21 protein-coding genes are annotated in these 23,004 nt (G+C 65.8%); 6 read left to right on the top strand and 15 right to left on the bottom strand.

From position 1 onward, the window contains the following. From ACO1P8_RS10155 to ACO1P8_RS10140, 4 genes are all read right to left on the bottom strand, one after another. Positions 1 to 436 (bottom strand): ABC transporter permease (locus ACO1P8_RS10155; RefSeq protein ID WP_486295764.1); only part of this gene is annotated, 436 nt, incomplete at its 3' end. Beyond that, entirely contained in the window at positions 433 to 1,377 is a 945-nt protein-coding gene (locus tag ACO1P8_RS10150) for an ABC transporter permease (RefSeq protein ID WP_486295763.1), read from the bottom strand. The genes ACO1P8_RS10150 and ACO1P8_RS10155, both read right to left, overlap by 4 nt. A 74-nt stretch (positions 1,378 to 1,451) precedes the next feature. Then, a complete protein-coding gene (locus tag ACO1P8_RS10145) occupies positions 1,452 to 2,963 on the bottom strand; it encodes an ABC transporter substrate-binding protein (RefSeq protein WP_486295762.1) in 1,512 nt (503 codons plus the stop codon). A 40-nt stretch (positions 2,964 to 3,003) separates the two neighbouring features. Beyond that, complete coding sequence (locus tag ACO1P8_RS10140) at positions 3,004 to 4,632, bottom strand: gamma-glutamyltransferase family protein (protein ID WP_486295761.1); 1,629 nt, start codon at positions 4,630 to 4,632, stop codon at positions 3,004 to 3,006. Positions 4,633 to 4,819: 187 nt separating this feature from the next. On the opposite strand from ACO1P8_RS10140, the gene ACO1P8_RS10135 reads away from it, so the two are divergent. Further along, entirely contained in the window at positions 4,820 to 5,719 is a 900-nt protein-coding gene (locus ACO1P8_RS10135) for a LysR substrate-binding domain-containing protein (RefSeq protein ID WP_486295760.1), read from the top strand. Between the two features lie 60 nt (positions 5,720 to 5,779). On the opposite strand, the gene ACO1P8_RS10130 is transcribed toward ACO1P8_RS10135, so the two are convergent. From ACO1P8_RS10130 to ACO1P8_RS10120, 3 genes are all read right to left on the bottom strand, one after another. Continuing rightward, positions 5,780 to 6,070: a 4a-hydroxytetrahydrobiopterin dehydratase gene (locus ACO1P8_RS10130; protein ID WP_486295759.1), complete on the bottom strand. Its 291-nt coding sequence runs from the start codon at positions 6,068 to 6,070 to the stop codon at positions 5,780 to 5,782. Between the two features lie 75 nt (positions 6,071 to 6,145). Further along, positions 6,146 to 6,484 carry a P-II family nitrogen regulator gene (locus ACO1P8_RS10125; RefSeq protein ID WP_094842454.1) on the bottom strand — a complete coding sequence of 113 codons (339 nt, stop codon included), beginning with the start codon at positions 6,482 to 6,484 and terminating at the stop codon, positions 6,146 to 6,148. A gap of 97 nt (positions 6,485 to 6,581) precedes the next feature. Next, entirely contained in the window at positions 6,582 to 8,258 is a 1,677-nt protein-coding gene (locus tag ACO1P8_RS10120) for an NAD+ synthase (protein ID WP_486295758.1), read from the bottom strand. Positions 8,259 to 8,418: 160 nt separating this feature from the next. Between ACO1P8_RS10120 and argH the strand changes: the two genes are divergently transcribed. Beyond that, complete coding sequence (gene argH, locus ACO1P8_RS10115) at positions 8,419 to 9,837, top strand: argininosuccinate lyase (protein ID WP_486295757.1); 1,419 nt, start codon at positions 8,419 to 8,421, stop codon at positions 9,835 to 9,837. Here the strand turns inward: argH and rlmD are convergent. From rlmD to surE, 7 genes are all read right to left on the bottom strand, one after another. After that, positions 9,822 to 11,249 (bottom strand): 23S rRNA (uracil(1939)-C(5))-methyltransferase RlmD, encoded by a 1,428-nt coding sequence (gene rlmD / locus ACO1P8_RS10110; RefSeq protein WP_486295756.1) that lies wholly within the window; start codon positions 11,247 to 11,249, stop codon positions 9,822 to 9,824. The genes argH and rlmD overlap by 16 nt on opposite strands. A gap of 195 nt (positions 11,250 to 11,444) precedes the next feature. Beyond that, positions 11,445 to 12,197, bottom strand: a complete 753-nt coding sequence (locus ACO1P8_RS10105; protein ID WP_486295755.1) for a TorF family putative porin — start codon at positions 12,195 to 12,197, stop codon at positions 11,445 to 11,447. A gap of 431 nt (positions 12,198 to 12,628) precedes the next feature. After that, positions 12,629 to 13,246 carry a hypothetical protein gene (locus tag ACO1P8_RS10100; protein WP_486295754.1) on the bottom strand — a complete coding sequence of 206 codons (618 nt, stop codon included), beginning with the start codon at positions 13,244 to 13,246 and terminating at the stop codon, positions 12,629 to 12,631. A gap of 166 nt (positions 13,247 to 13,412) precedes the next feature. Next, the gene (locus tag ACO1P8_RS10095) at positions 13,413 to 14,192 is read right to left on the bottom strand and encodes a 3'-5' exonuclease (protein WP_094842459.1); all 780 of its coding nucleotides are present in this window, start codon (positions 14,190 to 14,192) and stop codon (positions 13,413 to 13,415) included. Between the two features lie 2 nt (positions 14,193 to 14,194). Continuing rightward, positions 14,195 to 15,106, bottom strand: coding sequence for a peptidoglycan DD-metalloendopeptidase family protein (locus tag ACO1P8_RS10090; RefSeq protein ID WP_486295753.1), 912 nt, complete (start codon positions 15,104 to 15,106; stop codon positions 14,195 to 14,197). 17 nt (positions 15,107 to 15,123) lie between these two features. Further along, positions 15,124 to 15,954, bottom strand: a complete 831-nt coding sequence (locus tag ACO1P8_RS10085; protein WP_486295752.1) for a protein-L-isoaspartate(D-aspartate) O-methyltransferase — start codon at positions 15,952 to 15,954, stop codon at positions 15,124 to 15,126. Then, the gene (gene surE, locus ACO1P8_RS10080; RefSeq protein ID WP_486295751.1) at positions 15,939 to 16,700 is read right to left on the bottom strand and encodes a 5'/3'-nucleotidase SurE; all 762 of its coding nucleotides are present in this window, start codon (positions 16,698 to 16,700) and stop codon (positions 15,939 to 15,941) included. Before surE ends, ACO1P8_RS10085 begins: the two co-directional genes overlap by 16 nt. A gap of 91 nt (positions 16,701 to 16,791) precedes the next feature. Here surE and plsY point away from each other — a divergent pair, with 91 nt between their 5' ends. Further along, positions 16,792 to 17,439 (top strand): glycerol-3-phosphate 1-O-acyltransferase PlsY, encoded by a 648-nt coding sequence (plsY, locus tag ACO1P8_RS10075; protein WP_486295750.1) that lies wholly within the window; start codon positions 16,792 to 16,794, stop codon positions 17,437 to 17,439. Positions 17,440 to 17,567: 128 nt separating this feature from the next. Here the strand turns inward: plsY and tsaD are convergent, their stop codons facing one another. Then, on the bottom strand, positions 17,568 to 18,614 hold the full coding sequence (tsaD, locus tag ACO1P8_RS10070) for a tRNA (adenosine(37)-N6)-threonylcarbamoyltransferase complex transferase subunit TsaD (RefSeq protein WP_486295749.1): 1,047 nt from the start codon (positions 18,612 to 18,614) through the stop codon (positions 17,568 to 17,570). A 217-nt stretch (positions 18,615 to 18,831) separates the two neighbouring features. Here tsaD and ACO1P8_RS10065 point away from each other — a divergent pair, with 217 nt between their 5' ends. The 3 genes from ACO1P8_RS10065 to ACO1P8_RS10055 form a co-directional block, all read left to right on the top strand. After that, complete coding sequence (locus ACO1P8_RS10065; protein WP_486295748.1) at positions 18,832 to 20,124, top strand: NCS2 family permease; 1,293 nt, start codon at positions 18,832 to 18,834, stop codon at positions 20,122 to 20,124. A gap of 185 nt (positions 20,125 to 20,309) precedes the next feature. Next, on the top strand, positions 20,310 to 20,648 hold the full coding sequence (locus tag ACO1P8_RS10060) for a hypothetical protein (protein WP_486295747.1): 339 nt from the start codon (positions 20,310 to 20,312) through the stop codon (positions 20,646 to 20,648). Continuing rightward, the coding region (locus ACO1P8_RS10055; RefSeq protein ID WP_486295746.1) for an autotransporter outer membrane beta-barrel domain-containing protein at positions 20,645 to 23,004 on the top strand (2,360 nt) is incomplete at its 3' end. The genes ACO1P8_RS10060 and ACO1P8_RS10055, both read left to right, overlap by 4 nt.

Here is a 23,004-nt window from a genome sequence, read left to right as displayed (position 1 = left end):
GCGCGATCGCCAGGATCAGGAAGGGTATCGCCAGCAGCGCTTCGGTAACGCGGGAAATCGAACTATCCACCCAGCCGCCGAAGTAGCCGGACAACAGGCCGAACGGCACGCCGACGATCATGGCGATGATGACGGACGCCAAACCCGCCATCAGCGAGGCGCGCGCGCCGAACAGCATGCGGGTATAGATATCCCGGCCCAGTTCGTCGGTACCCAGCCAGAAGTTCGCCGACGGCGGCTTGCGGATAGTGGTGAAGCTGGTCTGGAAGGGATCGTGGTTGGCCAGCAGCGGCGCGAAGATCGCCACGATGACGAAGAACAGCACGATGGCCGCGCCGATCATCGCGATACGGTTGCGGCGGAACTTGCCCCAGGCCCGATTGGTGCGCCGGGGCATCGCGCCGCCGGGAGCCACGGCGGATGGTGTAGCGCTCATGAATGCCTCAGTCGGGGATTGACAACGATATAGAGAATGTCGGCCAGCAGATTCATCACGATGAAGCCCACGGCGACGCACAGCACGACGCCCTGCACCACCGCGTAATCGCGGTTGAATACCGCGTCGACCACCAGCTTGCCGAAGCCCGGGATCGTGAAGACCTGTTCGGTCAGCACGGCGCCGGCCAGCAATTCGCCGAACAGCAGGGTCACCAGCGTCACGATGGGCATCAACGCGTTGCGCAAGGCGTGGCGCAGCACGACCACGCGCGGCGACACGCCCTTGGCCCGCGCGGTGCGAACGTAGTCCGCACCCAGGGCTTCCAGCATGGCCGACCGGGTGTGGCGCATAAGATAGGCCGCCAGCGACGTGGACAGCACGATGGCCGGCATGATCATGGTCTTCATCGACAGCCAGAAGTCCTCGGCCGGCGAGACGTAGCCCGATGCCGGCAGCCAGCGCAGCTGCACGGAGACGATCATGATCAGGATGATGCCCAGCCAGAAGTTGGGAATGGACATGCCGGACAGCGCCGCCACATTCGCCCCGTATTCCATCAGCTTGCCCTTGCGCACCGCCGCCAGGATGCCGGTCGGTATGCCCACCAGCAGCGCGATGATCATGGCCATGGCCGCCAGTTGCAGCGTGACGGGCAGCTTCTGCGAAATCAGCGACGTGACGGGTACGTCGGTGCGCAGCGACTTGCCCAGGTCTCCGGTAGCGACCTGCCTGACCCAGGCCAGGTACTGCACGGGCAAGGGATCGTCCAGATGATATTTCTGGCGCAGGTAGTCCAGCACGGCGGGATCGCGCTCTTCGCCCGCCAGCGTCAATACCGGGTCGCCCGGCAGCACTTTCTGCAGCGAGAAGACGATCATCGACACCAGTATCAATGTCGGGATCGCCACGAGAACGCGACGCAGGATGAGTTTGAACATGGAGAAATACCGCTAAAACATAAAGAGCGAAGCGCCGGAACCGCATCCCGGACGCTCCGCTCGGCCGAATGCGCCTAATTCGAGAATGCGACGCCCTTCAGGCGGATCATCCCGTCAGGATACGGCAGGAAACCCTTGACCTTCTTCTGCATCGCGAAGGGCCACGGCTGGAAGTACAGGAAAGCGTCGGGCATTTCCTTCTGGATAATGGCCTCGGCCTGCTCGTACAGCGCCTTGCGCTTGGCTTCGTCCGGCACCCGGCGGGCTTCGTTCAGGAACGCGTCCACCTTCGGGTTGCAGTATTCGCCATCGTTCAGCGCGCCCTTGCAGGTGATGAAAGGATAGACGTTGCCGTCCGGATCCGGACGGCCCGACCAGCCACGCAGGGCGACCTCGAAGTTGCCGCCGCGCATCTGCGTGAGCAATGCCGCATAGTCGGTCGGACGCAGGCTCAGTTCGATACCCGCCTCGCGCGCCATGGCCTGCATCATCTCGGCAATAGCGGCCGTCGTGGTGTTGTTGCCGAATGCCAGCTCCGCCTTTACCTGCGTCAGGCCGGCTTCCTTCAGCAGCGCCTTGGCCTTGGCCACGTCGCGCTTGGGCACGGGAAACTTGTCGCTGTGGTAAGGGCTGGCCGGCGGGAACGCCTGGTTGGCCGGCTCGTAGATACCGCCGCCGATCACTTCGTTGATCGCATCGCGATCGATCGACAGGCTCAGCGCCTGGCGCACGCGCTCGTCGCGGAACGGATTCGACTTGGCGCGATCGCCGTTGTTCTGGTTGAACACGATTTCCTGGAAGCCCAGGCCGGCGATGGAAGTGAAATGCAGGTTGGGATCTTTCTTGACGTCCGGCGCGTCCGAAGGATTCAAGCGCTCCAGAATATCCAGACCGCCGGAACGCAGGTTCTGCAGGCGCACCGTCGTATCGGGAATCGGCAGGAAGGTGATCTTGCTGAAGTGGTAGTCCTTGGCATCGTAGTATTTGTCGAACTTCTGCAGCACGATCCGATCGTTCTGCACGCGTTCGACAAACTTGTAGGGCCCCGAACAAACCGGATTGCGGCCGACCGCATTCGTATCCTTGTCATTGAAGATGGCCGGCGACAGCATCATCCCCGCGCGATCGGTCAGCTGGTACAGCAGCGTCGCATCCGGCTGCTTCAGCGTCAGGACCAGCGTCTGCGCGTCCGGCGCCTGCACGTCCTTCACGGATGCCAGTTCACCCTTGCGGAAGCTGTCCGGCAGCGTGCGGGCACGGTCCAGGTTGGCCTTGGCGGCGGCGGCATCGAACTTCGTGCCGTCATGGAACAGCGCATCGCCGCGCAGCTTCATGGTCAACACGGTGTTATCGGCATTCCAGCTCCAGGAGGTGGCCAGCTGGGGGACGACGTGCAGCTTGGGATCAATGTCCACCAGCTTGTCGCACAGCGACGTGAAGACGATGCGGCCCACGTAGGTGCGGGCGCGCGCCGGGTCCAGCACGTCCGGGTCTTCCTGCAGCCCGATGCGCAGTTCCTGCGCCACGGCAGAGCCGGCGGCCAGCGCCAGCAAGGCGGCGCCGATCGCGGAACCAAGTTTCTTCATTGCATTCCCCTTGTCAGTTGCGCTTGTACGCGATGTTGGATCAGAAGCCGACAGCCTGGCCGTCGCGACGGCTGTCGCTGGCGGCCACATACCCCAGTTCGTTGTCGTTTTCGGACATGCGCCATATGAATTGCCCGGAGCCGAAATCCATATACGGATCGTTGACACTCTTCAGGGTATGGCCCAGGTTCTTCAGGCCTTCGACGGTGCTGGCGGGCATGGTGGATTCCAGATCGACCGTGAAGTCGCGGTTGACCTTCCAGCGCGGTGCGTCGCACGCCGCCTGCGGATTCTGATGATAGTCCAACATGCGCACGACGGTCTGCAAATGGCCCTGCGGCTGCATATCGCCGCCCATCACGCCGAAACTCATGACCGGCTTGCCGCCGCGGGTCAGGAAGCCCGGGATGATGGTATGGAACGGCCGGTAGCCGCCCTTGACCACGTTGACCGCCTTCGGGTCCATCGAGAAGCCGACCCCGCGGTTCTGCAGGCTGATGCCCGTGCCGGGAACCACGACGCCCGAGCCGAAGCCCATGTAGTTGGACATGATGAAGGAAATCATCATGCCGCTTTCGTCGGCGGCCGACATATAGATGGTGCCGCCCGCATGGGGACGCCCGGCCGCGAAAGCCGTGGCCTTGTCCATGTCGATGAGCTTGGCGCGCGAGGCCAGGTAGGCATCGTCCAGCATCTGTTCCGGCGTGACGTCCATGCTGCGCGGATCGCCCACATACTTGTACAGGTCGGCAAAGGCCAGCTTCATGGCCTCGATCTGCAGGTGCTGCGACCGCACCGAGTCCAGCGGCAGGCCGGCGACGTCGAACTTGTCCAGGATGCCCAGCGCGATCAGCGCGGCGATGCCCTGACCGTTGGGCGGAATCTCGTGCACGTCGTAGCCGCGATAGGAGCGCGAGATCGGCTTCACCCAATCGGGCTTGTAGTTGCGCAGGTCGTCGAGGGTCATCGCGCCGCCGCACTCCTTGCTGAAGGCGGCGATTTTTTCGGCAATGTCGCCTTCGTAGTAGTCGCGGCCCTTGCTGGCCGCGATCCGGCGCAGCGTCCAGGCGGCTTCCGGGATGCGGAAGTGCTCGCCCACGTGGGGCGCGCGTCCGTTGGGCATGAAGGCCTGGGCAAAGCCGGGCTGGTCCTTCAGGTCCGCCACGGCCGCGTTCCACTTGCGCCCGACGATGGGCGGCACGGCATAGCCGCGTTCGGCGATTTCGATCGCCGGGTCGAACAATTGCTCGAAGGGCAGCTTGCCGAATTTCTCGTGCAGCGCCGCCCAGCCCGCCACCGCGCCGGGCACGGTAACGCTGTCCCAGCCGCGCTTGGGCTGCTTGGCCAGGCCGTCGGTGCCCGTGCCGTACTTTTTCTTGAAGTACTCGACGCTCCAGGCAGCCGGCGCCACGCCGGAAGAGTTCAGGCCGTGCAGTTGTTTGCCGTCCCACACGATGGCGAAGCAATCGCTGCCCAGGCCGCAGGATACCGGCTCGGTCAACGTAATCGTCGCCGCCGCCGCGATGGCGGCATCCACCGCGCTGCCGCCCTTGAGCAGCATGCGCAGCCCGGCCTGCGCGGCCAGCGGATGGGAGGTCGAGACGAAGTTGCGGGCGAACTGCGGCGCGCGGATGGTGGGATAGGGATTTTCCCAGTCGAATGTCTTCATGGTGTCGGGCTCGAAGAGGACAGCAAGGCGGCGCTGAGGCCAAATCGTGGAAGGTACACGCGTGGTTTAATTAGATCAATTTGAATTTTTTTCTCGTCACAAAAGAATTTTTTATGAATGGCGATTGCCGGCTCGTAGCCCGTCCGGCCCCGCATGCCGCCATCCGGACATTCCCTAGGTTATCGATGTGAGTACCGTCCGTTTCCTGCGCACTTTCCTGGCTGTCGCCCGCTACGGCTCTTTTTCGGAGGCCGCCGAACGCGTCGCCCTGACCCAGGCGGCCGTCAGCTTCCAGATGCGGGCCCTGGAAGAGGAGCTCGGCCGCGAGCTGTTCGACCGCAGCGGCCGCCTGGCCCTGCTGAATGCCGCCGGCCGCGAACTGCTGCCGGAGGTCAAGCAACTGCTGGATATGTATGACCGTATGCGGCTGCCGCAAAAGCCCGGCCCGGGCGAATTGGCGGGGTCGGTGGCGTTCGGCGCCATTGTGTCGTGCATGGGGGCGCTCTCCAAGGTGGTGTCGCAGTTGAAGCGGCAGCATGACAGCCTGGACGTGCGGCTGTTCACCGGCAAGTCGGGCGAACTGGCCGGGAAGGTGGAAAGCGGCGAACTGGACGCGGCGCTGGTCGTGGAGTCCGGCCGGCGCATGGCCAGCATGCGCTGGACGCCGCTGCACGAAGAACCCCTGGTGGTGCTGGCATCCCCCACCGCCACCGGCAAAACGGTGCGTGAAGTGCTGGAGCACAATCCCTTCCTGCGCTTCGACCGCACGCAGCGCACCGGCCTGCAGATCGACCGGCTGCTGCGCCGCATGAACGTCCACGTGCACGATTTCCTGGAACTGAACGCCATCGAAACCGTGGTGGAGCTGGTGCGCCAGGAGGTCGGTGTCAGCCTGCTGCCGCTATTGATGTGGGCTCAGTGGCGCACGGCGCCGGATCTGCGCGTATTGTCCCTGCCCGACGATATCGGGCCGGTGGTGCGCGCGGTGGGCATGATCGAACGCCGCGAGCATGCGCGACAGCACATCACGGCCTCGATCTTCAAGGAATACACGACCCTGTACGAAACCCGCGAAGGGAAACGCTAGGACGCGAATGGCGGGCGCCGGATGCGGCCGTGGCGGGGCCGGCGCACCGGAGCGGTCGCGCTAGGTACCCACCACCAGGTCCATGAACCGCGCCATCTGCACATCCAGCGAGGTCACGCCACCCGTGTCATGCGTGGACAGCGTCACCTCGACCCGGTTGTAGAGGTTGAACCATTCCGGGTGATGGTCCATTTTTTCGGCCATCAGGCTGACGCGAGCCATGAAGCCGAACGCCGCGTTGAAATCGGCGAATACGAAAGTCTTGGCGATCGCGTCGCGGTCCGCGACGGCAGTCCAACCGGACAATTCGCGCACGGCGCGCCCGGCGCCGATTCTATCGAGGTCACGCATGGGTGTTCTCCGTGGGGATAGGGGGCCGGCCCACCCCGCCACGGCCAGCGCCGCGCGTACGAGTCCGGCCGGCGATCACAGCGCTTCGTTATCCGATTCGCCGGTGCGGATCCGGATGGCCTGCTCGACCGGCGTCACGAAAATCTTGCCGTCGCCGATCTTTCCGGTGCGCGAAGCCTTGACGATGGCTTCGATGGCATTGTCTACCATCTCTTCGGGCAGGACGACTTCCACGCGGATCTTGGGCAGGAAATCGACAACGTATTCCGCGCCGCGATACAGCTCGGTGTGTCCCTTCTGGCGACCGAAGCCCTTTACCTCGGTCACGGTCAGGCCGCTGACGCCGACTTCGGCCAGGGCTTCGCGGACCTCGTCCAGCTTGAACGGTTTGATGATGGCGGTGACTTGTTTCACGTGCAGTCCTCAGTTCTATTTATATCGGAAGGGTTCGAGCAATTCGGAAGCGGCCAGGCCCGCGCCAGGCGGGCAAAGGACGGCGGCGACGACGGGCTCAGGTCGTTTCGCGGAAGCCATTCGTGACAGGATAGCGCCAATCCCTGCCGAACGCCCGAGGGGTAATACGAGGTCCCGGCGGCGCCTGGCGGCGCTTGTATTCGTTGATCCGGATCAGGCGCACCACCTGCTCGACCGCATCTTCCGGAAAACCCGCCGCGACGATATCGGCCGCCGATTGGTTGCGTTCCATGTAGCGTTCCATGATGCCGTCCAGGATGTCGTAAGGCGGCAGGCTGTCCTGGTCTTTCTGGTCGGGCCGCAGCTCGGCCGATGGCGGCCGGGTGATGATGCGCTCCGGAATGACTTCCTGCTGGCGGTTGCGCCAGTTGGCCAGGCGGTAGACCAGGGTCTTGGGCACATCCTTGATGACCGCGAAACCGCCGGCCATGTCGCCGTAGAGCGTGCAATAGCCGGTGGTCATTTCCGACTTGTTGCCGGTGGTCAGCACCAGCCGGCCGGTTTTGTTGGACAGGGCCATCAGCAGCGTGCCGCGCGCGCGCGCCTGGATGTTTTCCTCGGTGGCGTCCGGCGCCATGCCCGCAAAATGCGGCGCGAGCGCCGATTCGAAGCTATCCACCACCGGTCCGATGGCGATCACGTCGTAGCGCACGCCCAGCCGCCGCGCCATGTCCGCCGCGTCCGTCTGCGAAATATCGGCCGTGTAGCGGGAAGGCATCATGACGGCGCGCACGTTGTCCGCGCCCAGGGCATCGACCGCGATGGCCAGCACGACGGCCGAGTCGATGCCGCCGGACAGCCCGATGATGGCGCCCGGGAAGCGATTCTTGCCCAGGTAGTCGCGCACGCCCAGCACCAGCGCCTTCCATACCTGCTCTTCCGTTTCGCTGACCGGCATGTCGGCCTTCGCATCGACCGGGGTGATGGCGCCGTCCGGCCCGACGTCGACCGCGTGCACGCAGGATTGGAATTCCGGCAGGCGCGCGCAGGCGCGCCCGTTCGCATCGACCGCAAAAGAGGCGCCATCGAACACCAGTTCGTCCTGGCCTCCCACCATGTTCGCGTAGATCACAGAGGCGCCGCTCAGGCGGGCACATTCGGCGGCGACCTCCAGGCGCTGGGCCTGCTTGCCCGTGTTGTAGGGCGAGGCGTTGGGCACCAGGAGAACCTGGCTGCCGGCCTCGCGCGCGGCCTTGGGAGGATGCTCGAACCAGATGTCCTCGCAGATCGCCACACCGAAACGCGTGCCCTTGACCTCGAAGGTAAACGGTTTGCCGCCGGAGGTGAAATAGCGTTGCTCGTCGAATACCGAATAGTTGGGCAGCTCGCGCTTGTGGTAGGTGCCGAGTACCCGCCCCTCGAACAGCACCGAGGCCGCGTTGTACAGCACATGCCGGCCGTTGCGGTCGGCGAAGGCGTACGCCTTGGCGCCGCAGGTATCGCCGTCGACGTGCCCCACCACCACGTGCAGGCCCTTGAACTGCGCAAGATCGCGCCGCAATTCGTCCAGCTGCTGCTGTTGTTCGCAGACGAACTGCGGCCGCAGCAGCAGGTCTTCCGGCGGATAGCCGGTCAGCACGAGTTCCGGCGTGAGCAGTATGTCGGCGCCCATATCGTGGGCCTGGCGAGCCGCCTGCAGTACGCGCTCGGCATTGCCGCACAGGTCTCCGACACAAGAATTGATCTGGGCGATTGCGACACGGGGTGCGCTCATGGGAATACTTCCGTATAGGGGGTAACAGACACGCCGGCGAGACTGTCGGGACAGCCGGCAGGACCGTTTGAAGATGACCCGATTATCTCACCGCCGGCGAGGCATTGCCGGTTCGATTATCTCACCGCCCTTCACGACGGGCTCTATAATCCCCACCACTATGTCGACGCCCTCCTCCCCCCCGCAGAACCAGTTCGCCAACAAGGCCCAAGCCTGGTCCGCCCGCTTTTCCGAACCCGTCTCCGACCTGGTCAAGCGCTACACGGCCTCCGTGGATTTCGACCGCCGCCTCGCGCGCCACGATATCCAGGGGTCCCTCGCCCATGCGGACATGCTGGCCGCCCAGGGCATCATCTCCGGCCAGGACAAGGCCGATATCGAACGCGGCATGGCACAGATCCTGGCGGAAATCGACGCCGGCACCTTCCAGTGGCTGCTCGACCTTGAAGACGTGCACCTGAACATCGAAAAGCGGCTGGTGGAACTGGTGGGCGATGCCGGCAAGCGGCTGCACACCGGCCGGTCGCGCAATGATCAGGTCGCCACGGATATCCGCCTGTGGCTGCGCGGGGAAATCGACCTCACGCTGGATCTGCTGCGCCAATTGCGCCGCGCGCTGGCCACGGTCGCCGCGGAACATGCCGACACCATCATGCCGGGCTTCACGCACCTGCAAGTGGCCCAGCCCGTCACTTTCGGCCACCATCTGCTGGCCTATGCCGAAATGTTCGGCCGCGACGCCGAACGGCTGCAGGATTGCCGCCGCCGCGTGAACCGGCTGCCGCTGGGCGCCGCCGCCTTGGCCGGCACCAGCTTTCCCATCGACCGCGAACGTGTGGCCGCGACGCTGGGGTTCGAGGGTGTGTGCCGGAATTCCCTGGACGCGGTATCCGATCGGGACTTCGCCATCGAGTTCTGCGCCGCCGCGGCGCTGGTCATGACGCACGTGTCGCGCCTGTCGGAAGAGCTGGTCCTGTGGATGAGCCCGCGCGTCGGCTTCATCGATCTGGCGGACCGCTTCTGCACGGGCAGCTCCATCATGCCGCAGAAGAAAAACCCCGATGTGCCGGAACTGGCCCGAGGCAAGACCGGCCGCGTCAACGGCCACCTGGTGGCCCTGCTGACGCTGATGAAAGGCCAGCCGCTGGCCTACAACAAAGACAACCAGGAAGACAAGGAAGGCCTGTTCGACACTGCGGACACGGTGCGCGACACGCTGACCATCTTCGCCGACATGGTGGGCGGGATCAAGGTCAAGGCCGACAACATGCGTGCCGCCGCCCTGCAGGGCTACGCCACCGCGACCGACCTGGCGGACTATCTGGTCAAGCGCGGCCTGCCGTTCCGCGACGCCCACGAAGTCGTCGCGCACGCCGTGCGCGATTGCGAACAGCGCGGTTGCGACCTCGCCGACCTGACGCTGGACGAATTGAAGGCCTATCACCCATCCATTGGGGATGACGTACATCAGGTATTGACGCTGGAAGGCTCGGTGGCGGCGCGCGGCCATATCGGTGGCACGGCGCCCGCCCGCGTGCGCGAGGAAGCCCAGCGGATATTGGATCAGACCTCGGCCTGAGACGCGCCGGCCTCGCCGCCAGGCGAGGCGGCGGCCCGCTCCATCGCTTCGCGCCGCTTTTCGGCCGCCTGGCGCTGCGCCTCTGCGATGGCGGCGGCATTCCCGGATTCGAAGACGGCAATCGACTCCACGTGCCCGGTATGCGGAAACATGTTGATCACGCCCCCGCTCAGCAGCTCGTAGCCGCCTTCGTGCACCAGGATGGCGGCGTCGCGCGCCAGCGTGGCGGGATTGCACGACACGTAAACGATGCGGCGCGGCCGCTCCGCGGCTGACAGCAGGGCCAGCGCCTGTGCGACGGCCTGCGCGCCCTCGCGCGGCGGATCGATCAGCATGCGATCGAAGTAGCCAAGGCCGCGCAGCCAGTCCACATCGACCTCGAACAGATTCAGCGTGGCGAACGAGGCGCGTTCGCCCAGCCCGTTGCGCGTGGCCGCCTCGTGCGCGCGGTCGGTCAGCGCTTTGCTCCCTTCGACGCCCACGACTTCGCGCGCGCGCGTCGCCAGCGGCAGCGTGAAATTGCCCAGCCCGCAGAACAGATCGGCCACGCGCTCGTCCGCTCGCGCTTCCAGCAGGGACAAGGCACGGGAGACCAGCGTGCGATTGATGGCGTGATTCACCTGCGTGAAATCGGTCGGCTTGAACGGCATGCGCAGGCCGAATTCCGGCAAGGTGTAGGCCAGCGTTTCGGCATGTTCGCGTTCCAGCGGGTGACAGGTGTCCGGCCCCTTGGGCTGCAACCACCATTGGACGCCGTTATCCGCGGCGAAGGCGCGCAGGATGCCGATATCGTCCTGCGTCAGCGGCAACAGATGGCGCAGGACCAGCACCGTGGCGGCATCGCCCACCGCCACCTCGATCTGCGGCAAGCGGTCCGGCGCCGACATGGCGCCGATCATCGCCCGCAGCGGCAGCAACAGCCGGGCAACGTGCGGCGGCAGGACGTGGCATTCGCGCATATCGGCGACATAGCTGCTCTTGCGCTCGTGAAAGCCCACCAGCACGCCGCCTTTCTTCGGCACCACGCGCACGGAAAGCCGGGCGCGGAAGCGGTAGCCCCAGGTCGGCCCGTGCAGCGGCGGCAGGATGCGCTGGGGGCGCAGCTTGCCCACGTGCCAGAAGGTGTCTTCCAACGAGCGCTGCTTGATCGCCACCTGCGCGGCGGGCTCCAGGTGTTGCATCGCACAGCCGCCGCATACGCCGAAATGCGCGCAGCGGGGCTGCACACGCTGCGACGATGGCCGCAATACCTCGACGGTGCGGGCGATTTCATAGGACGGCTTGCGCCGCACGATGTCGGCCGCCACGCGTTCGCCGGGCAACGCGCCTTCGACGAAAACCACCTTGCCCTCGCGGCGGGCAATCCCCCTGGCTTCCAGGTCCAGGGATTCGATATTCAGAACTTCAGCCATCGGCAATCTCGAGAGAACAGCCCGGCATTGTAGAAGTTCTGGAAAAAAAACGTCCGCCGGATGGCGGACGTTCCCCTTGGGAGCGCGGTCAAGCCGCTTTTGGTATGGATGAGCCGGGATCGGCGGTACCGCGACGTGGCGGTGGGTATCCGGCCGGGCCCGGTAAAACGGTCATGCGGAAGCGATACGGCCGCTTCAGAAAGTGCGCGAAATCGACGCCACCAGGCCCAGCCGGCCGGCGGGATGGTCGTACTTCGTGTTGTACCAGTTGTCCTTGGAGGCCCCGACGGCGGCAAGGCCGAAGACCCAGCCCTTGATGTCCTTGGTGACGCCCAGCTTGTAGTCCACGTAGTGGCCCAGGTCGTCGCCATTGGTATCCACCTGGTTCTTCAGCTTCTGGTAGCCGACGTGGCCGACCAGGCCCCAGCCGTCGCCCAGATCGAAGGTCGCCGATCCGTCCAGGTACCAGGTACCTTTGGAATTCGGCGTGCTGAAGAAATCGCTGGGGGTGTACGAGTACTTCAAGGAATAGTTGCCATAGGTGCCGGCGATATAGAGATCGGTGTTGTTGTAGTTGCCGCCCTTGGGCGAGTTCGAACCGGGGTAGTAATAGTGCAGCACGCCGACGTCGATGCCGAAGCCTTTGTAGACCTCGCCGCGCCAACCGCCGTAGAAGTCCATTTCCAGATTGCCCTCGGTGTATAGCGTGCTGGAGACATTCGAGTTCCAATTGCCCAGGTAGAAACCGGATGAGTGCGTCAAATCCAATCCCAACTGCGCCGCGGGCCGGAAATCGGTCTGCGAGTAGCCACGGAAGCGGTAGTCATTGGTGATGGTGCCATTGCCGCTGAGGGAAAATCCACCGCCCAGATCGGTCGGGTCGGCGTGGGCGGCGGCGGCGAAACACGTGGCAAGAACAAGGGGGACTGCGCGCAACGTCTTCTTCATGGCAAGGATCCTGATGTCTATGGTGCGTGTATGTGGACATGGCCGGCGGCCGAAGCCGCCGGTCATGGCGCAGCAGGAAATGACAGGTTTCGAAGCCGCCGCGGCAATCCGTCATTCGCATGGCGGATAACCGCACCTCCCCGGCTTCATCCGCTTAAAAGCGAAATCCGTGCCAAGTTTTCACACCATGGAGAATAAGTAATCAGTCATGAAGCAGCCCGCACGAATGCGGCCCCTCGCAGGGAGCGGGACCTGACGGGCCGCACCATCGCGGTGCCTGGGCGAGGTGCGCACTGCACCGACAGGCCCCGGAGTGGGGCGCAAACAAAACGCCCGGGTCCGTCACATGGCAATGACGAATCCGGGCGTAAGGCGCCAGGGGGCGCCGTGGGAGCGTCAGCGCGGCCGGTCCGGCGCGCGCTGAAGGTGCATCAGCTCGCTGTAGCGGGAGCCTCCGGAGCCGGAGCGGGGCCGCGGCCCATGCCGGGACGGCCGTCCTTGCGATGCTCCTGCATGCGTTCCTGCATTCGTGCCTGGCGCTCCTTGACGAACTGGGTGACCTGCTGGCGTTGGCCGTCGTTCAGACCATCCCACACGGCCAGCCATTTCAGCCGGACCTGGTCGCCCTGGGACTGCATTTGCTGCCTGGCCTGGCTCTGGGCGTCGGCCAGCGCGTGGGGATCCAGCTTGCCGGCCTTCAACTGCTCGTCCAGCGTCGTGCGGCGGGTCCGGGCATTCTCCCGCATGGATTGGTGGAAAGCCTGCTGCGCCTGCTGGGCGGCGCTCAACAGGGACTGCTGGTTGGCGTCCAGCTTCAGGGCCGCGATCTCCTTCTTGCCGATGGGGCCGACGCCGGGCAGCCAGATGGCGTCGCGCATTTCCTGCATGTGATGGAAACGGTGGCCGCCCGCATCCCTGCCCGCGTGGGCCGTCCCGGATGGGGCGGCGGCAGAGGCGTCCGGCGCGGCCGAAACGGCCCCGGCGAACGTCCCGGCCGCAAGGGCGACGGTCAGGCTGGCAACGATGGGGCGAATGGCGAATCGGGACATGTAAGGTCTCCTGTGGGGTGAGAGTGCGAGACCATTGTCAGGGGGGGCCGATTACGCGCCGGTTTCGCGACGGGCCCTGCCTGTTTCAGTCGATTGCGCGGCCGCGAAGCGCCGGGCTTTCAACATTCCGGCGGCGCGGATCCCGGCGCCAGGCGGCCGGGTACGGTCAATCCTGGTCCCACGCGGCCAGGTATTCCTTCCAGTGCGGCGCCGGACTGGCGGCCAGCGTTTCGCGCACCAGGTCGATTTCCTCTTGATAAGAGGCCGCGTCCAGTTCGCCACGCAGGAAACGCCAGCGGCAATACACCAGCCATGTGTTGACCACATCCGTTTCGCAATAGGCGCGGACTTCGTCGGCCTTGCCCTGGTTCCAGGCGTCCCAGACCTTGCCGCCGTCCATGCCCAGCTTACCGGGAAACCCGCACAGCTTGGCCAGCTGGTCCAGCGGCGCATTGGCGCGACCGTTGTACTTCGCCAGCACGTCCATCAGGTCGATGTGGCGGGTGTGGTAGCGGCCAATGTAGTTGTTGTACTTGAATTCCCGATCATCTTCGCCCAGGTCCCAATAGCGTGGCGCGGTCACGCCATGGATCAGGCTGCGGTAATGCAATACCGGCAGGTCGAAGCCCGAGCCGTTCCAGCTGACCAGCTTGGGCGTATAGCGCTCGATTGTCTTGAAAAAGCCCGCCAGCAAGGCGGGTTCGGGATCGTCGGGATTGCCCAGCGTCTTTACCCGGAAACCCTGGTCGTCGCGAAACACGCAGCCGATCACCGCCACGCGATGCAGGTGCAGCGGCAGGAAATCGCCGCCGGTGGCTTCGCGCCGGGCGGCGAAGGCGCGTTCGGCGACCTCGCTGTCGGACAGGTCGGCACCCCACCCGTTCAGCCGGCGCAGGCCCGCCACGTCGGGCAGGGTTTCCAGATCGAAGACCAGGGTGGGGGTCATGATCAGCGCGGGGGCAGATATTGCAGCGGATCGACCGGCGTGCCCTGCCGCCGGACCTCGAAGTGCAGCCGCGGCGACGTCGCATCGGTCTGGCCGATTTCCGCGATCTTCGCGCCCTTTTTCACTTCCGCCCCGCTCTTGACCAGCAAAGCGCGGTTGTGCGCATAGGCGGTGATGAAGCCGTTGGTGTGCTGCACGATGATCAGGTTGCCCAGGCCGCGCACGCCATTGCCGCTGTACATGACCTTGCCGTCCGCCGCCGCCACCACCGGATCGCCCGCGTTGCCGGCGATATCGATGCCCTTGGTGCTGTTGCTGAAGGTGGCGATGATCTGCCCCTGGGCGGGCCAGCCCCAGTTGATCACCCCGGCATCCGCCGCGCGCGCCGGCTTGGGCGTTTCGACCGGTGCCGGCGTGGACGTCGCTGGCGGATTGTTCGCCGGCGGCTGCTGCGTCGGCTGGGCGGCTTGCTCGCCGGGCGGCGGCAGCGGCGTGGGTTCGATGCGGGTGTCGGACGGCTTGGCCGGCGTGGTGGGTAGGGTTTTGGTCCCCGCCACGCCGCCAGCCGCCGCGCCACCGGACGGTGCCGACAGCTTCAGGACCTGGCCGACGGCCAGGTGGTTCGAATCCGCGATGTTGTTCCAACGCTTCAGGCTTTCGATATCGACACCATTGGCGCGCGAGATCCCATACAGCGTATCGCCGGGCTTGACCACATAGGTCGCGCCGGGCGCGGCGGGCGCCGTCGACGCGGTCGAGGTATTCAGATCGACGACGGGCGCGCGCGTCGTGCGCGATGCGCAGCCCGCCAGGACGAGGCATAGAAGTCCCACGCAAAGCATGGCGCGGGACGAACGCGCGGTACGCGCGCCCATGAATTCGGTTCCGGTCAGCTGCAACTGCCCGTCGAGCATATGATTCTCCTGGTTGCTCACGATTGTATGCCGGCCCTTAGCGGGACAAAGCGAACGGCTTCGAGTTCCACGCGTTTCCAGCTGGACGCCCCGGTCCGCTCCACCAGCACCAGGCGCTGGTTGGAGCCCCCTTCGGGCGCGATCAGCCGGCCGCCCGGGGCCAGCTGCGACAGCAAGGCCTGCGGGATCGCCGCGCCGGCGGCGGCCACAACGATAGCATCGAACGGCGCCGTGTTCGGCAATCCCAGCATGCCATCGCCGAAGCTCAGGCGAACACGAGTGGTCAGCCTCAACTGGCGCAGGTGGTCCCGCGCCAGTTCGTACAAGCCGCGTATGCGTTCGATCGCGTACACATCGCGGACGAACTGCGCCAGCACCGCGGCCTGGTAGCCGCAGCCCGCGCCGACCTCCATGACCCGCGTGGGTTCGCGGCCTTCGCAAACGGCGGCGATCATGCGCGCCACCACCCAGGGTTGCGAGATGGTCTGCGAATGCCCGATCGGCAGCGCCGCGTCCTCGTAGGCGCGGCTGGCGAGCGCCTGGTCGACGAAAAGATGCCGCGGGACGGCTTCCATGGCGTTCAGCACGCGGTCGTCGGTAACACCCTGCGCGCGCAGCCGCTGCACCATCGCGCGCCGCAGGCGTTCGGAATTCAGGCCGAGATTGCTGGCGGCGTGCCGCGCCGCCGGCGCGGGCGCGTTGCGTTGGAGGGTGGCCGCCGAAATACGCGTGTTGCTGTTCGCCGGCGTATAGCCCGGCCCGAGGGTACCGGTGTGGTACGACGGGCCGCGCGACCGCACGGGCGGACTCGACGGCGGTATCGGCGCCGGGCCTACCCGTTTTCGCATAGAGGCCCCGCCCACGAACGCACTTCCTCGAGCCGGCCCTGGTGCGTCAGGTCCAGCCGCAGCGGCGTGATCGATACCGCGCCGTCCGCCACCGCATGGAAATCGGTATCCGGGCCGGCATCCGCGGCCAGCCCGGCCGGACCGATCCAGTACACCGTATCGCCGTAGGGCGTGGTCGTCCGCACGACCGGTTCCGAAGGGTGGCGCTTGCCCAGGCGCGTCACGCGGATGCCGCGCATGGTCTGCAGCGCGCGATTGGGAATATTCACGTTCAGCAGCACCGGCGCGGGCAGCGGACTGGCAATCTGGTGTTCGACCACGCGCCGCGCCATGGCGGCGGCGGCGTCCAGGTGCGCCCATCCTTTTTCGTGCAGCGAAAAAGCGATGGACGGAATGCCGAACAGATAGCCTTCGATCGCGGCCGCGACCGTACCGGAATACAAGGTGTCGTCGCCCATGTTGGCGCCGTTATTGATACCCGACACGACGAGGTCGGGACGGCCGTCGACCAGCCCGCCCGTCAGCGCGACGTGCACGCAATCGGAAGGCGTGCCGTTGACATAGAGAAAGCCGTTTGCGGCCTCGCGCACGGACAACGGCCGACTCAGCGTCAACGAATTGGACGCGCCGCTGTGATTGACCTCGGGCGCGACGACCGTCAGGTCGCCCAACCCGCGCAAGGCATCGACCAGCGCCTGCAAGCCGGGCGCCGAATAGCCATCATCGTTGGAAACCAGAATCCGCATTCTGCATCGAAAAGAAAATTATGGCGCGGGTCGCGTCGAATTGTACGCCACGGTAGAATCCGCCGCTGATTCCATCCCGTGGAAAGGTCCAATGCTGCACGCCACCCCCGCCATCGCCCTGAACGTCGGCCTTATCGTCCTGTCCTACCTGATAGGGTCGATTCCGTTCGCGGTGGTGGTCAGCAAGCTGATGGGCATACAGGATCCGCGGACCTACGGGTCCGGCAATCCGGGCGCGACCAACGTGCTGCGTTCCGGCAACAAAAGCGCCGCGGCCCTGACGCTGCTGGGCGACGCGGCCAAGGGCTGGTTCGCGGTGTGGCTGGTGCAGCGCGTCGGCGGCCCGGACGGCGTAACGTGGAATGTGGTTGCCCTTTCGGCCCTGGCGGTGTTCCTGGGCCATTTGTACCCGGTCTTTTTGAAATTCCGCGGCGGCAAGGGCGTGGCGACCGCCTTGGGCGTGCTGTTCGCGATATCGCCCTGGCTCGCGCTGGCAACGGCGGCCACGTGGATCATCATCGCCGTCTTCTTCCGCTATTCGTCGCTGGCGGCCGTGGTGGCGGCGATCTTCGCGCCGCTGTACTACCTGTTCGGCTCCCGGCTTGCATGGTTCGCCCAGCCGCCCTTGCTGGCCGCCATTACCGTCATCAGCGTGCTGCTGATCCTGCGCCACCACGCCAACATCGGGCGGCTGCTCAAGGGCACGGAATCGCGCATCGGCCAGAAAAAGAAGGGCTGACGGGGAAAGAACGCCGCCCCGGCGGGACACGCGGGCAGATTGCCCGATAGCCCGTGGCATGGCGACGGCGGATGGCGGGCGAGCGCCATCGACGCCGAGGCGGGGCGTTCCGCGCCGCGAATGGCCCCTCAAGCGGATGCCCCTGACAACGCTTCGAGATCCCAGCGAGGCCGCACGGTAAAAGCGTGATTGTCGCGGTCCAGCACCGCCAGGCCCGCCTTTACCCGCTCGCCCGCCGCGAAGGCGATCATGGCGCCGTTGTCCGTGCACAGCGACAGGGGCGGGAAATAGGCCTGTGCCTTCATCCGGGGCAAGGATGCCGCCAGCCGTTCGCGCAGCGCCTTGTTGGCGCCCACGCCGCCCGCGACCACCAGTCGCCGCAGTCCGGTTTCTTTCAAGGCGCGCGTCGCCTTGGCGGCCAGCACGTCCACGATGGCCGCCTGCGTGGCGGCGGCAAGATCCGCGATCGTCGCGGCATCCGGCGCGCCCTCCGCCCGCTCGATGGCCTTGACCCGCGTCAGCACGGCGGTTTTCAGGCCGCTGAAACTGAAATCCAGATCGCCGCTGTGCAGCATGGGGCGAGGCAGCTCGAAGCGGGCCGGATCGCCCTGTTCGGCCACCCTGGCCAGCGCCGGGCCGCCGGGATACCCCAGGCCCAGCAGCTTGGCCGACTTGTCGAAGGCCTCGCCGGCCGCATCGTCCAGGGTTTCGCCCAACAGGGTGTAGCGCCCGACCCCATCCACACGCATCAGCTGCGTGTGCCCGCCGGAAACAAGCAAGGCCACGAAGGGAAATTCCGGGCGCGGATCCGCCAGCATCGGCGATAGCAGGTGGCCTTCCAGGTGATGAACCGCGATGGCCGGCAGATCGCGCGCCCAGGCGAATGCCTGCGCCACGCTCGCACCCACCAGCAGCGCGCCGGCCAGCCCGGGGCCGGCGGTATAGGCGACCGCGTCGATATCCGCCACGGACAGGCCGGCTTCCCGCAATACCTGCCGGGTCAAGGGCACCACGCGCCGGACATGGTCGCGCGACGCCAGTTCGGGCACGACGCCGCCGTACTCCTGGTGCATCGCGATCTGCGTATGCAAGGCGTGCGCGAGCAGGCCACGTTCGGTGCACACAGCCGCGACGCCGGTCTCGTCGCAGGAACTTTCAAAGCCGAGGATGATCATGGGCGCAAGTTTACTGCGCTGGGTACGCGGGCCTGGGCAGTTTCGCCGGCGCGCGCGGCCATCCTGCTCCGCCGCCCTGCCCGCCCCCGGGCGCACCGCTTGCCCCCTACCGGCACGCTTTCGCCGGTACGAACGGATTCCGTCCACGGGAAATGGTATTTTCCCGCCTTGGCCAATGACACCCGCGACAACGACGGGAGATGCCTGGGAGAGGCGCATGCTGCAACGACTATTTCGACTGAACGAACACGGCACCACCACACGCGGGGAAATCGTCGCCGGACTGACGACCTTCCTGACGATGTCCTACATCATCTTCGTGAATCCGGACATTCTGTCGACGACGGGCATGGACCGCGATGCGGTATTCGTGGCGACCTGCCTGGCGGCGGCGCTGGGTTCGCTGGTCATGGGGCTGCTGGCCAACTGGCCCATCGGCATGGCGCCCGGCATGGGCCTGAACGCTTTCTTCGCCTTTACCGTGGTCAAGGCCATGGGCTATTCCTGGCAACAGGCGCTGGGCGCGGTCTTCATTTCGGGCGTGATCTTCCTGCTGCTGACGGTCACGGGCGTGCGCGGATGGCTGATCAAGGGCATTCCGCAATCGCTGCGCAGCGCGATCGCCGCCGGCATTGGCCTGTTCCTGGCCATCATCGCGCTGTCCAACGCCGGCATCGTCGTCGCCAACCCGGCCACCAAGGTCAGCCTGGGCGACCTGCGCACGCATGGGCCGCTGTTCGCCATCCTGGGCTTTTTCATCATCGCCACATTGGACGCGCTGCGCGTGCGCGGCGCCATCCTGATCGGCATCCTGGTGGTGACGGTGCTGTCGATGGCGCTGGGCTACAACAGTTTCCACGGGCTCTTTTCCTCGCCGCCCAGCCTGGCGCCGACTTTCCTGCAGCTGGATATCGCCGGCGCCCTGCACAGCGGCTTCTTCCACGTGATCCTGGTCTTCGTGCTGGTGGAAGTGTTCGACGCCACAGGCACGCTGATCGGCGTGGCGAAGCGGGCCGGCCTGATCCCGGAAGGCAAGCCCAACAATCTGGGCCGCGCGCTGTTCGCGGACAGCGCCGCCATCGTGGCCGGCTCGGCCCTGGGCACCAGCAGCACCACTGCCTATGTCGAAAGCGCCTCGGGCGTGCAGGCCGGCGGGCGCACCGGGCTGACCGCCGTCGTGGTGGGGCTGCTCTTCCTGGCGGCGCTGTTCATCTCGCCGCTTGCGGGGTCGGTGCCCGCCTACGCCACGGCCCCTGCGCTGCTCTACGTGGCCGGGCTGATGATGCGCGAACTGATAGAAGTCGACTGGAACGACGTGTCCGAGGCCACCCCCGCAGCCCTGACGGCGCTGGTCATGCCGTTCACCTATTCCGTGGCCAACGGCCTGGCCTTCGGCTTCATCAGCTACGTGGTCCTGAAGACGCTGACCGGCAAGGCCCGCGAGGTGCATGCGGCAACCTGGCTGGTGGCCGCGTTGTTCGTCATCCGCTTCGCCTTCTTCGCTGGCTGAGGCGGCCTCGGTAGCCGCGGCCCAGCGGATTCTGACCAGAATCTGAACCGACGAACGGCTGACCGCGGAAGTGACAACCTGGATCAACGCGTGCCATACAAATAGTTACACTGCGCGTCGCATTGGACGTTCAGGAGCCGTGGATGCGCGTATCAAGGCTTGGGTCGCTGCCCGCGCCAGGGAGTTTGACAGCTGTCAGTCTCGCGGCCGGCGCGTTGGTCGCGCTCGCAGCGGGCGGAGCCCAGGCCCAGACGGTCCTTACCGGCACGCTGACCAGTACCCAATCGTGGACCGGCGGGGACCTGTCGATCGACGCCGCGGCGCATATCGCGGTGCCCTCGCCCACCGATGGCATCAGCGCGTCCGGAGGGTCCCTGGGCACGCTGACCAACGGCGGCACGATCACCGCCACGGGCGGCATGGGCATAGTGAACAGCGGCACCGGCAGCGCGGTGATCAACAGCGCCAATGCAACGATCGACGCGTACGGGGGATTGGCAACATTGGCAACATCGGCACCGTGAGCAATCATGGGTTGATCCGGGGCCAAGTGCTGGGCATCGACAACTTCAATAATGGCGTGCCGCCCAACATAGACCTGCTCGAAAATACAGGCTCGATCTCCGCCGACGGCACCGGCGGGGGGCCGCCCGCCGGCACCGGCGTGCATAACTCGGGCCATATCGGCACGCTTGCCAATAGCGGGACGATCAGCGGCGCCACGTTGGGCATACACAACGAAGGCGGCAATATCGATGTGCTGGAAAACACCGGCGGCATCAGCACCCCAGGCGTTGCCGCGATCTATAACGAGAACGGAACGATCGGCACCTTGCGCAACCGCAGCGGCGGTACCATCGCGGGCGCGGCTGCGACCATACGCAACGAGGGCACCATCGGAGCGCTCGTCAACAACGGTGTTCTCAACGGCTTTTCCATCAATCTGGGCGCCGTCACTACGGTGACGAATACGGGCTTCATCGACACACTGAGCAATACGCCAAGCGCTAGCGGTGCCAGTGGCCCGCCGCCCACGCCGGGGCATGGTGTCATCGATACGATCGCCAACAGCGGAACGATTGGGGCGTTGGGAAACGATGGATCGCTGGGCACCGTAATGAATAGCGGGACGCTGGGTACCGTCATTACCACGCGCACGATCGGCACGCTCGACAACACGGGCACCATTACGCCGCAGTCGGCGGCTTTCCATGGCGTCTTCACGGCGGGACGCAGCGTATCGCCCACCACGCTCGGCACCATAGATACGTTGAACAATAGCGGCCTGATCAGCAGCACGAACGAAGCCGTCTATAACGAAGGGAAGATCGGTACGCTTGCCAATAGCGGCGTCATCAGCGGCGCCGGCAGCGGGATTTCCAACGACGGAATCCTGGGGACACTGGTCAATACGGGCACGATCACTGGAGCCAGCTACGCGATCCATAACAGCGCCCTCGGTTCGATAGGCGCGTTTTCCAATTCGGGCGTGATAGCGGGCAACATCGCCAACGACTCGACGCAGGATCTGGCCATCAACGGCGCTTCATCCTCCCGCTATGGCGTGCTGACCGGCTACGGCGGCGCCATGGGCCTTATCACGAACACCGGTTCGAACGTGGTATTTGGCGCTGGCAATCTCCTGCTGGACGATCACGTCGATGCGGGCAGCCATGCCGTGATCAACAGCGCGGCCACGGTCCGCGTGGACCATGCCGTCTCCATCACGGGCAATTACAGCCAGGGCGCCGGCGCCACGCTGCTGGTCGGTGTCGCCGATGGCGCGATGGCGACGGGTTCCTTGCCGGCCGATAGCGGCTATGGGCGCCTGGCCGTCTCGGGCACCGCCACGGTCGCGCCGGGCTCGTCGATCGCTTTCCAGAAAACCGGCAGTTATGGCTTCGCCGCCGGGCAGCGATATGTGGTAATCGATGCCGCGAACACCGGGACGGACTACAACGCAGGCAGCCTGAAGTATTCGGTGCGGGGGTATGACAGCGTGCTGAGCGGGGCCGCCGTCACCAGCGGCGCGCGCAGCGCGCTCGTGGTCACGGTCATCAGCGCCACGGAATCGAATGCCGACGCCCCGCCGGATAGCGGGACCGGGTCTGGCTCGGCCTCTGGAGGCGGTTCCCCGTCCGCCCCCGCGGGGCCGGCCGCCCTACAGATGGCCCGGACGCCCAACGCCGTGTCATCGCTGCGTGGACTCTTCAACTATACGGGTATCGATCCCGCGCTTCTGGATCTGTTCAATGCGGGAACGGCGCTTGGCCTGGGCACGCCGGGGGCGGCCACCCGCGCCGGAGCGCAGCTGGGGCCAGTGCCACAGGTGGCGGGAAGCCGCGCCGCCGCCGCGCCGGCCCTGGACATGCTCACGTTGATCGGCACGCATCTCGACGGCCTTGGCATGGCGCCGCCGTATGGCGGCGGGAGTGCGGCCGGCGCGGCCTCGCCCGCGACCCGGGTATGGGGCGACGTCCTGGGCGGCCATTCGTCGCAGGACGAAGCCGATCAGTCCGACGGCTACCGCGCGAACTATGGCGGATTGCTGCTGGGCGCGGACCGCGCCCTGAACGATCGCTGGCGGGCGGGCGGCGCCTTCAGCTATACGAACACGAAAATCGACACCACGGGCGACAGCCAGGGCGACTGGGCACGGGTCAACGCATACGGTTTGACGGGCTACGCGCGCTATTCGGCGTCCAGATGGTATGCCAACTTTTCAGCGGGCGCGATATTTGGTGTCCGCCGGCGTGACCCTGTTCAAGGCCGGCAATCTGTCCCTGGCGGCACGCTACGAGCTGCAGGCGGCGTCGGATTACCGCGCCCAAACGGGCATGTTGCGGTTGCGGCAGTTGTTCTAAGGCGAACCCCGCCGGC

Source organism: Bordetella sp., assembly GCF_057362025.1.
The sequence above is the reverse complement of the archived record's forward strand: the minus strand, read 5'-3'. Positions and strand labels throughout refer to the sequence as shown.

Excerpts from the sequence above, each read along its gene's own strand:
- ACO1P8_RS10150 (WP_486295763.1), bottom strand. The coding sequence starts at position 1,377 with ATGTTCAAACTCATCCTGCGTCGCGTTCTCGTGGCGATCCCGACATTG.
- ACO1P8_RS10145 (WP_486295762.1), bottom strand. The coding sequence starts at position 2,963 with ATGAAGAAACTTGGTTCCGCGATCGGCGCCGCCTTGCTGGCGCTGGCC.
- ACO1P8_RS10140 (WP_486295761.1), bottom strand. The coding sequence starts at position 4,632 with ATGAAGACATTCGACTGGGAAAATCCCTATCCCACCATCCGCGCGCCG.
- ACO1P8_RS10130 (WP_486295759.1), bottom strand. The coding sequence starts at position 6,070 with ATGCGTGACCTCGATAGAATCGGCGCCGGGCGCGCCGTGCGCGAATTG.
- ACO1P8_RS10120 (WP_486295758.1), bottom strand. The coding sequence starts at position 8,258 with ATGAGCGCACCCCGTGTCGCAATCGCCCAGATCAATTCTTGTGTCGGA.
- argH (WP_486295757.1), top strand. The coding sequence starts at position 8,419 with ATGTCGACGCCCTCCTCCCCCCCGCAGAACCAGTTCGCCAACAAGGCC.
- rlmD (WP_486295756.1), bottom strand. The coding sequence starts at position 11,249 with ATGGCTGAAGTTCTGAATATCGAATCCCTGGACCTGGAAGCCAGGGGG.
- ACO1P8_RS10105 (WP_486295755.1), bottom strand. The coding sequence starts at position 12,197 with ATGAAGAAGACGTTGCGCGCAGTCCCCCTTGTTCTTGCCACGTGTTTC.
- ACO1P8_RS10100 (WP_486295754.1), bottom strand. The coding sequence starts at position 13,246 with ATGTCCCGATTCGCCATTCGCCCCATCGTTGCCAGCCTGACCGTCGCC.
- ACO1P8_RS10095 (WP_094842459.1), bottom strand. The coding sequence starts at position 14,192 with ATGACCCCCACCCTGGTCTTCGATCTGGAAACCCTGCCCGACGTGGCG.
- ACO1P8_RS10090 (WP_486295753.1), bottom strand. The coding sequence starts at position 15,106 with ATGCTCGACGGGCAGTTGCAGCTGACCGGAACCGAATTCATGGGCGCG.
- ACO1P8_RS10085 (WP_486295752.1), bottom strand. The coding sequence starts at position 15,954 with ATGCGAAAACGGGTAGGCCCGGCGCCGATACCGCCGTCGAGTCCGCCC.
- surE (WP_486295751.1), bottom strand. The coding sequence starts at position 16,700 with ATGCGGATTCTGGTTTCCAACGATGATGGCTATTCGGCGCCCGGCTTG.
- plsY (WP_486295750.1), top strand. The coding sequence starts at position 16,792 with ATGCTGCACGCCACCCCCGCCATCGCCCTGAACGTCGGCCTTATCGTC.
- tsaD (WP_486295749.1), bottom strand. The coding sequence starts at position 18,614 with ATGATCATCCTCGGCTTTGAAAGTTCCTGCGACGAGACCGGCGTCGCG.
- ACO1P8_RS10065 (WP_486295748.1), top strand. The coding sequence starts at position 18,832 with ATGCTGCAACGACTATTTCGACTGAACGAACACGGCACCACCACACGC.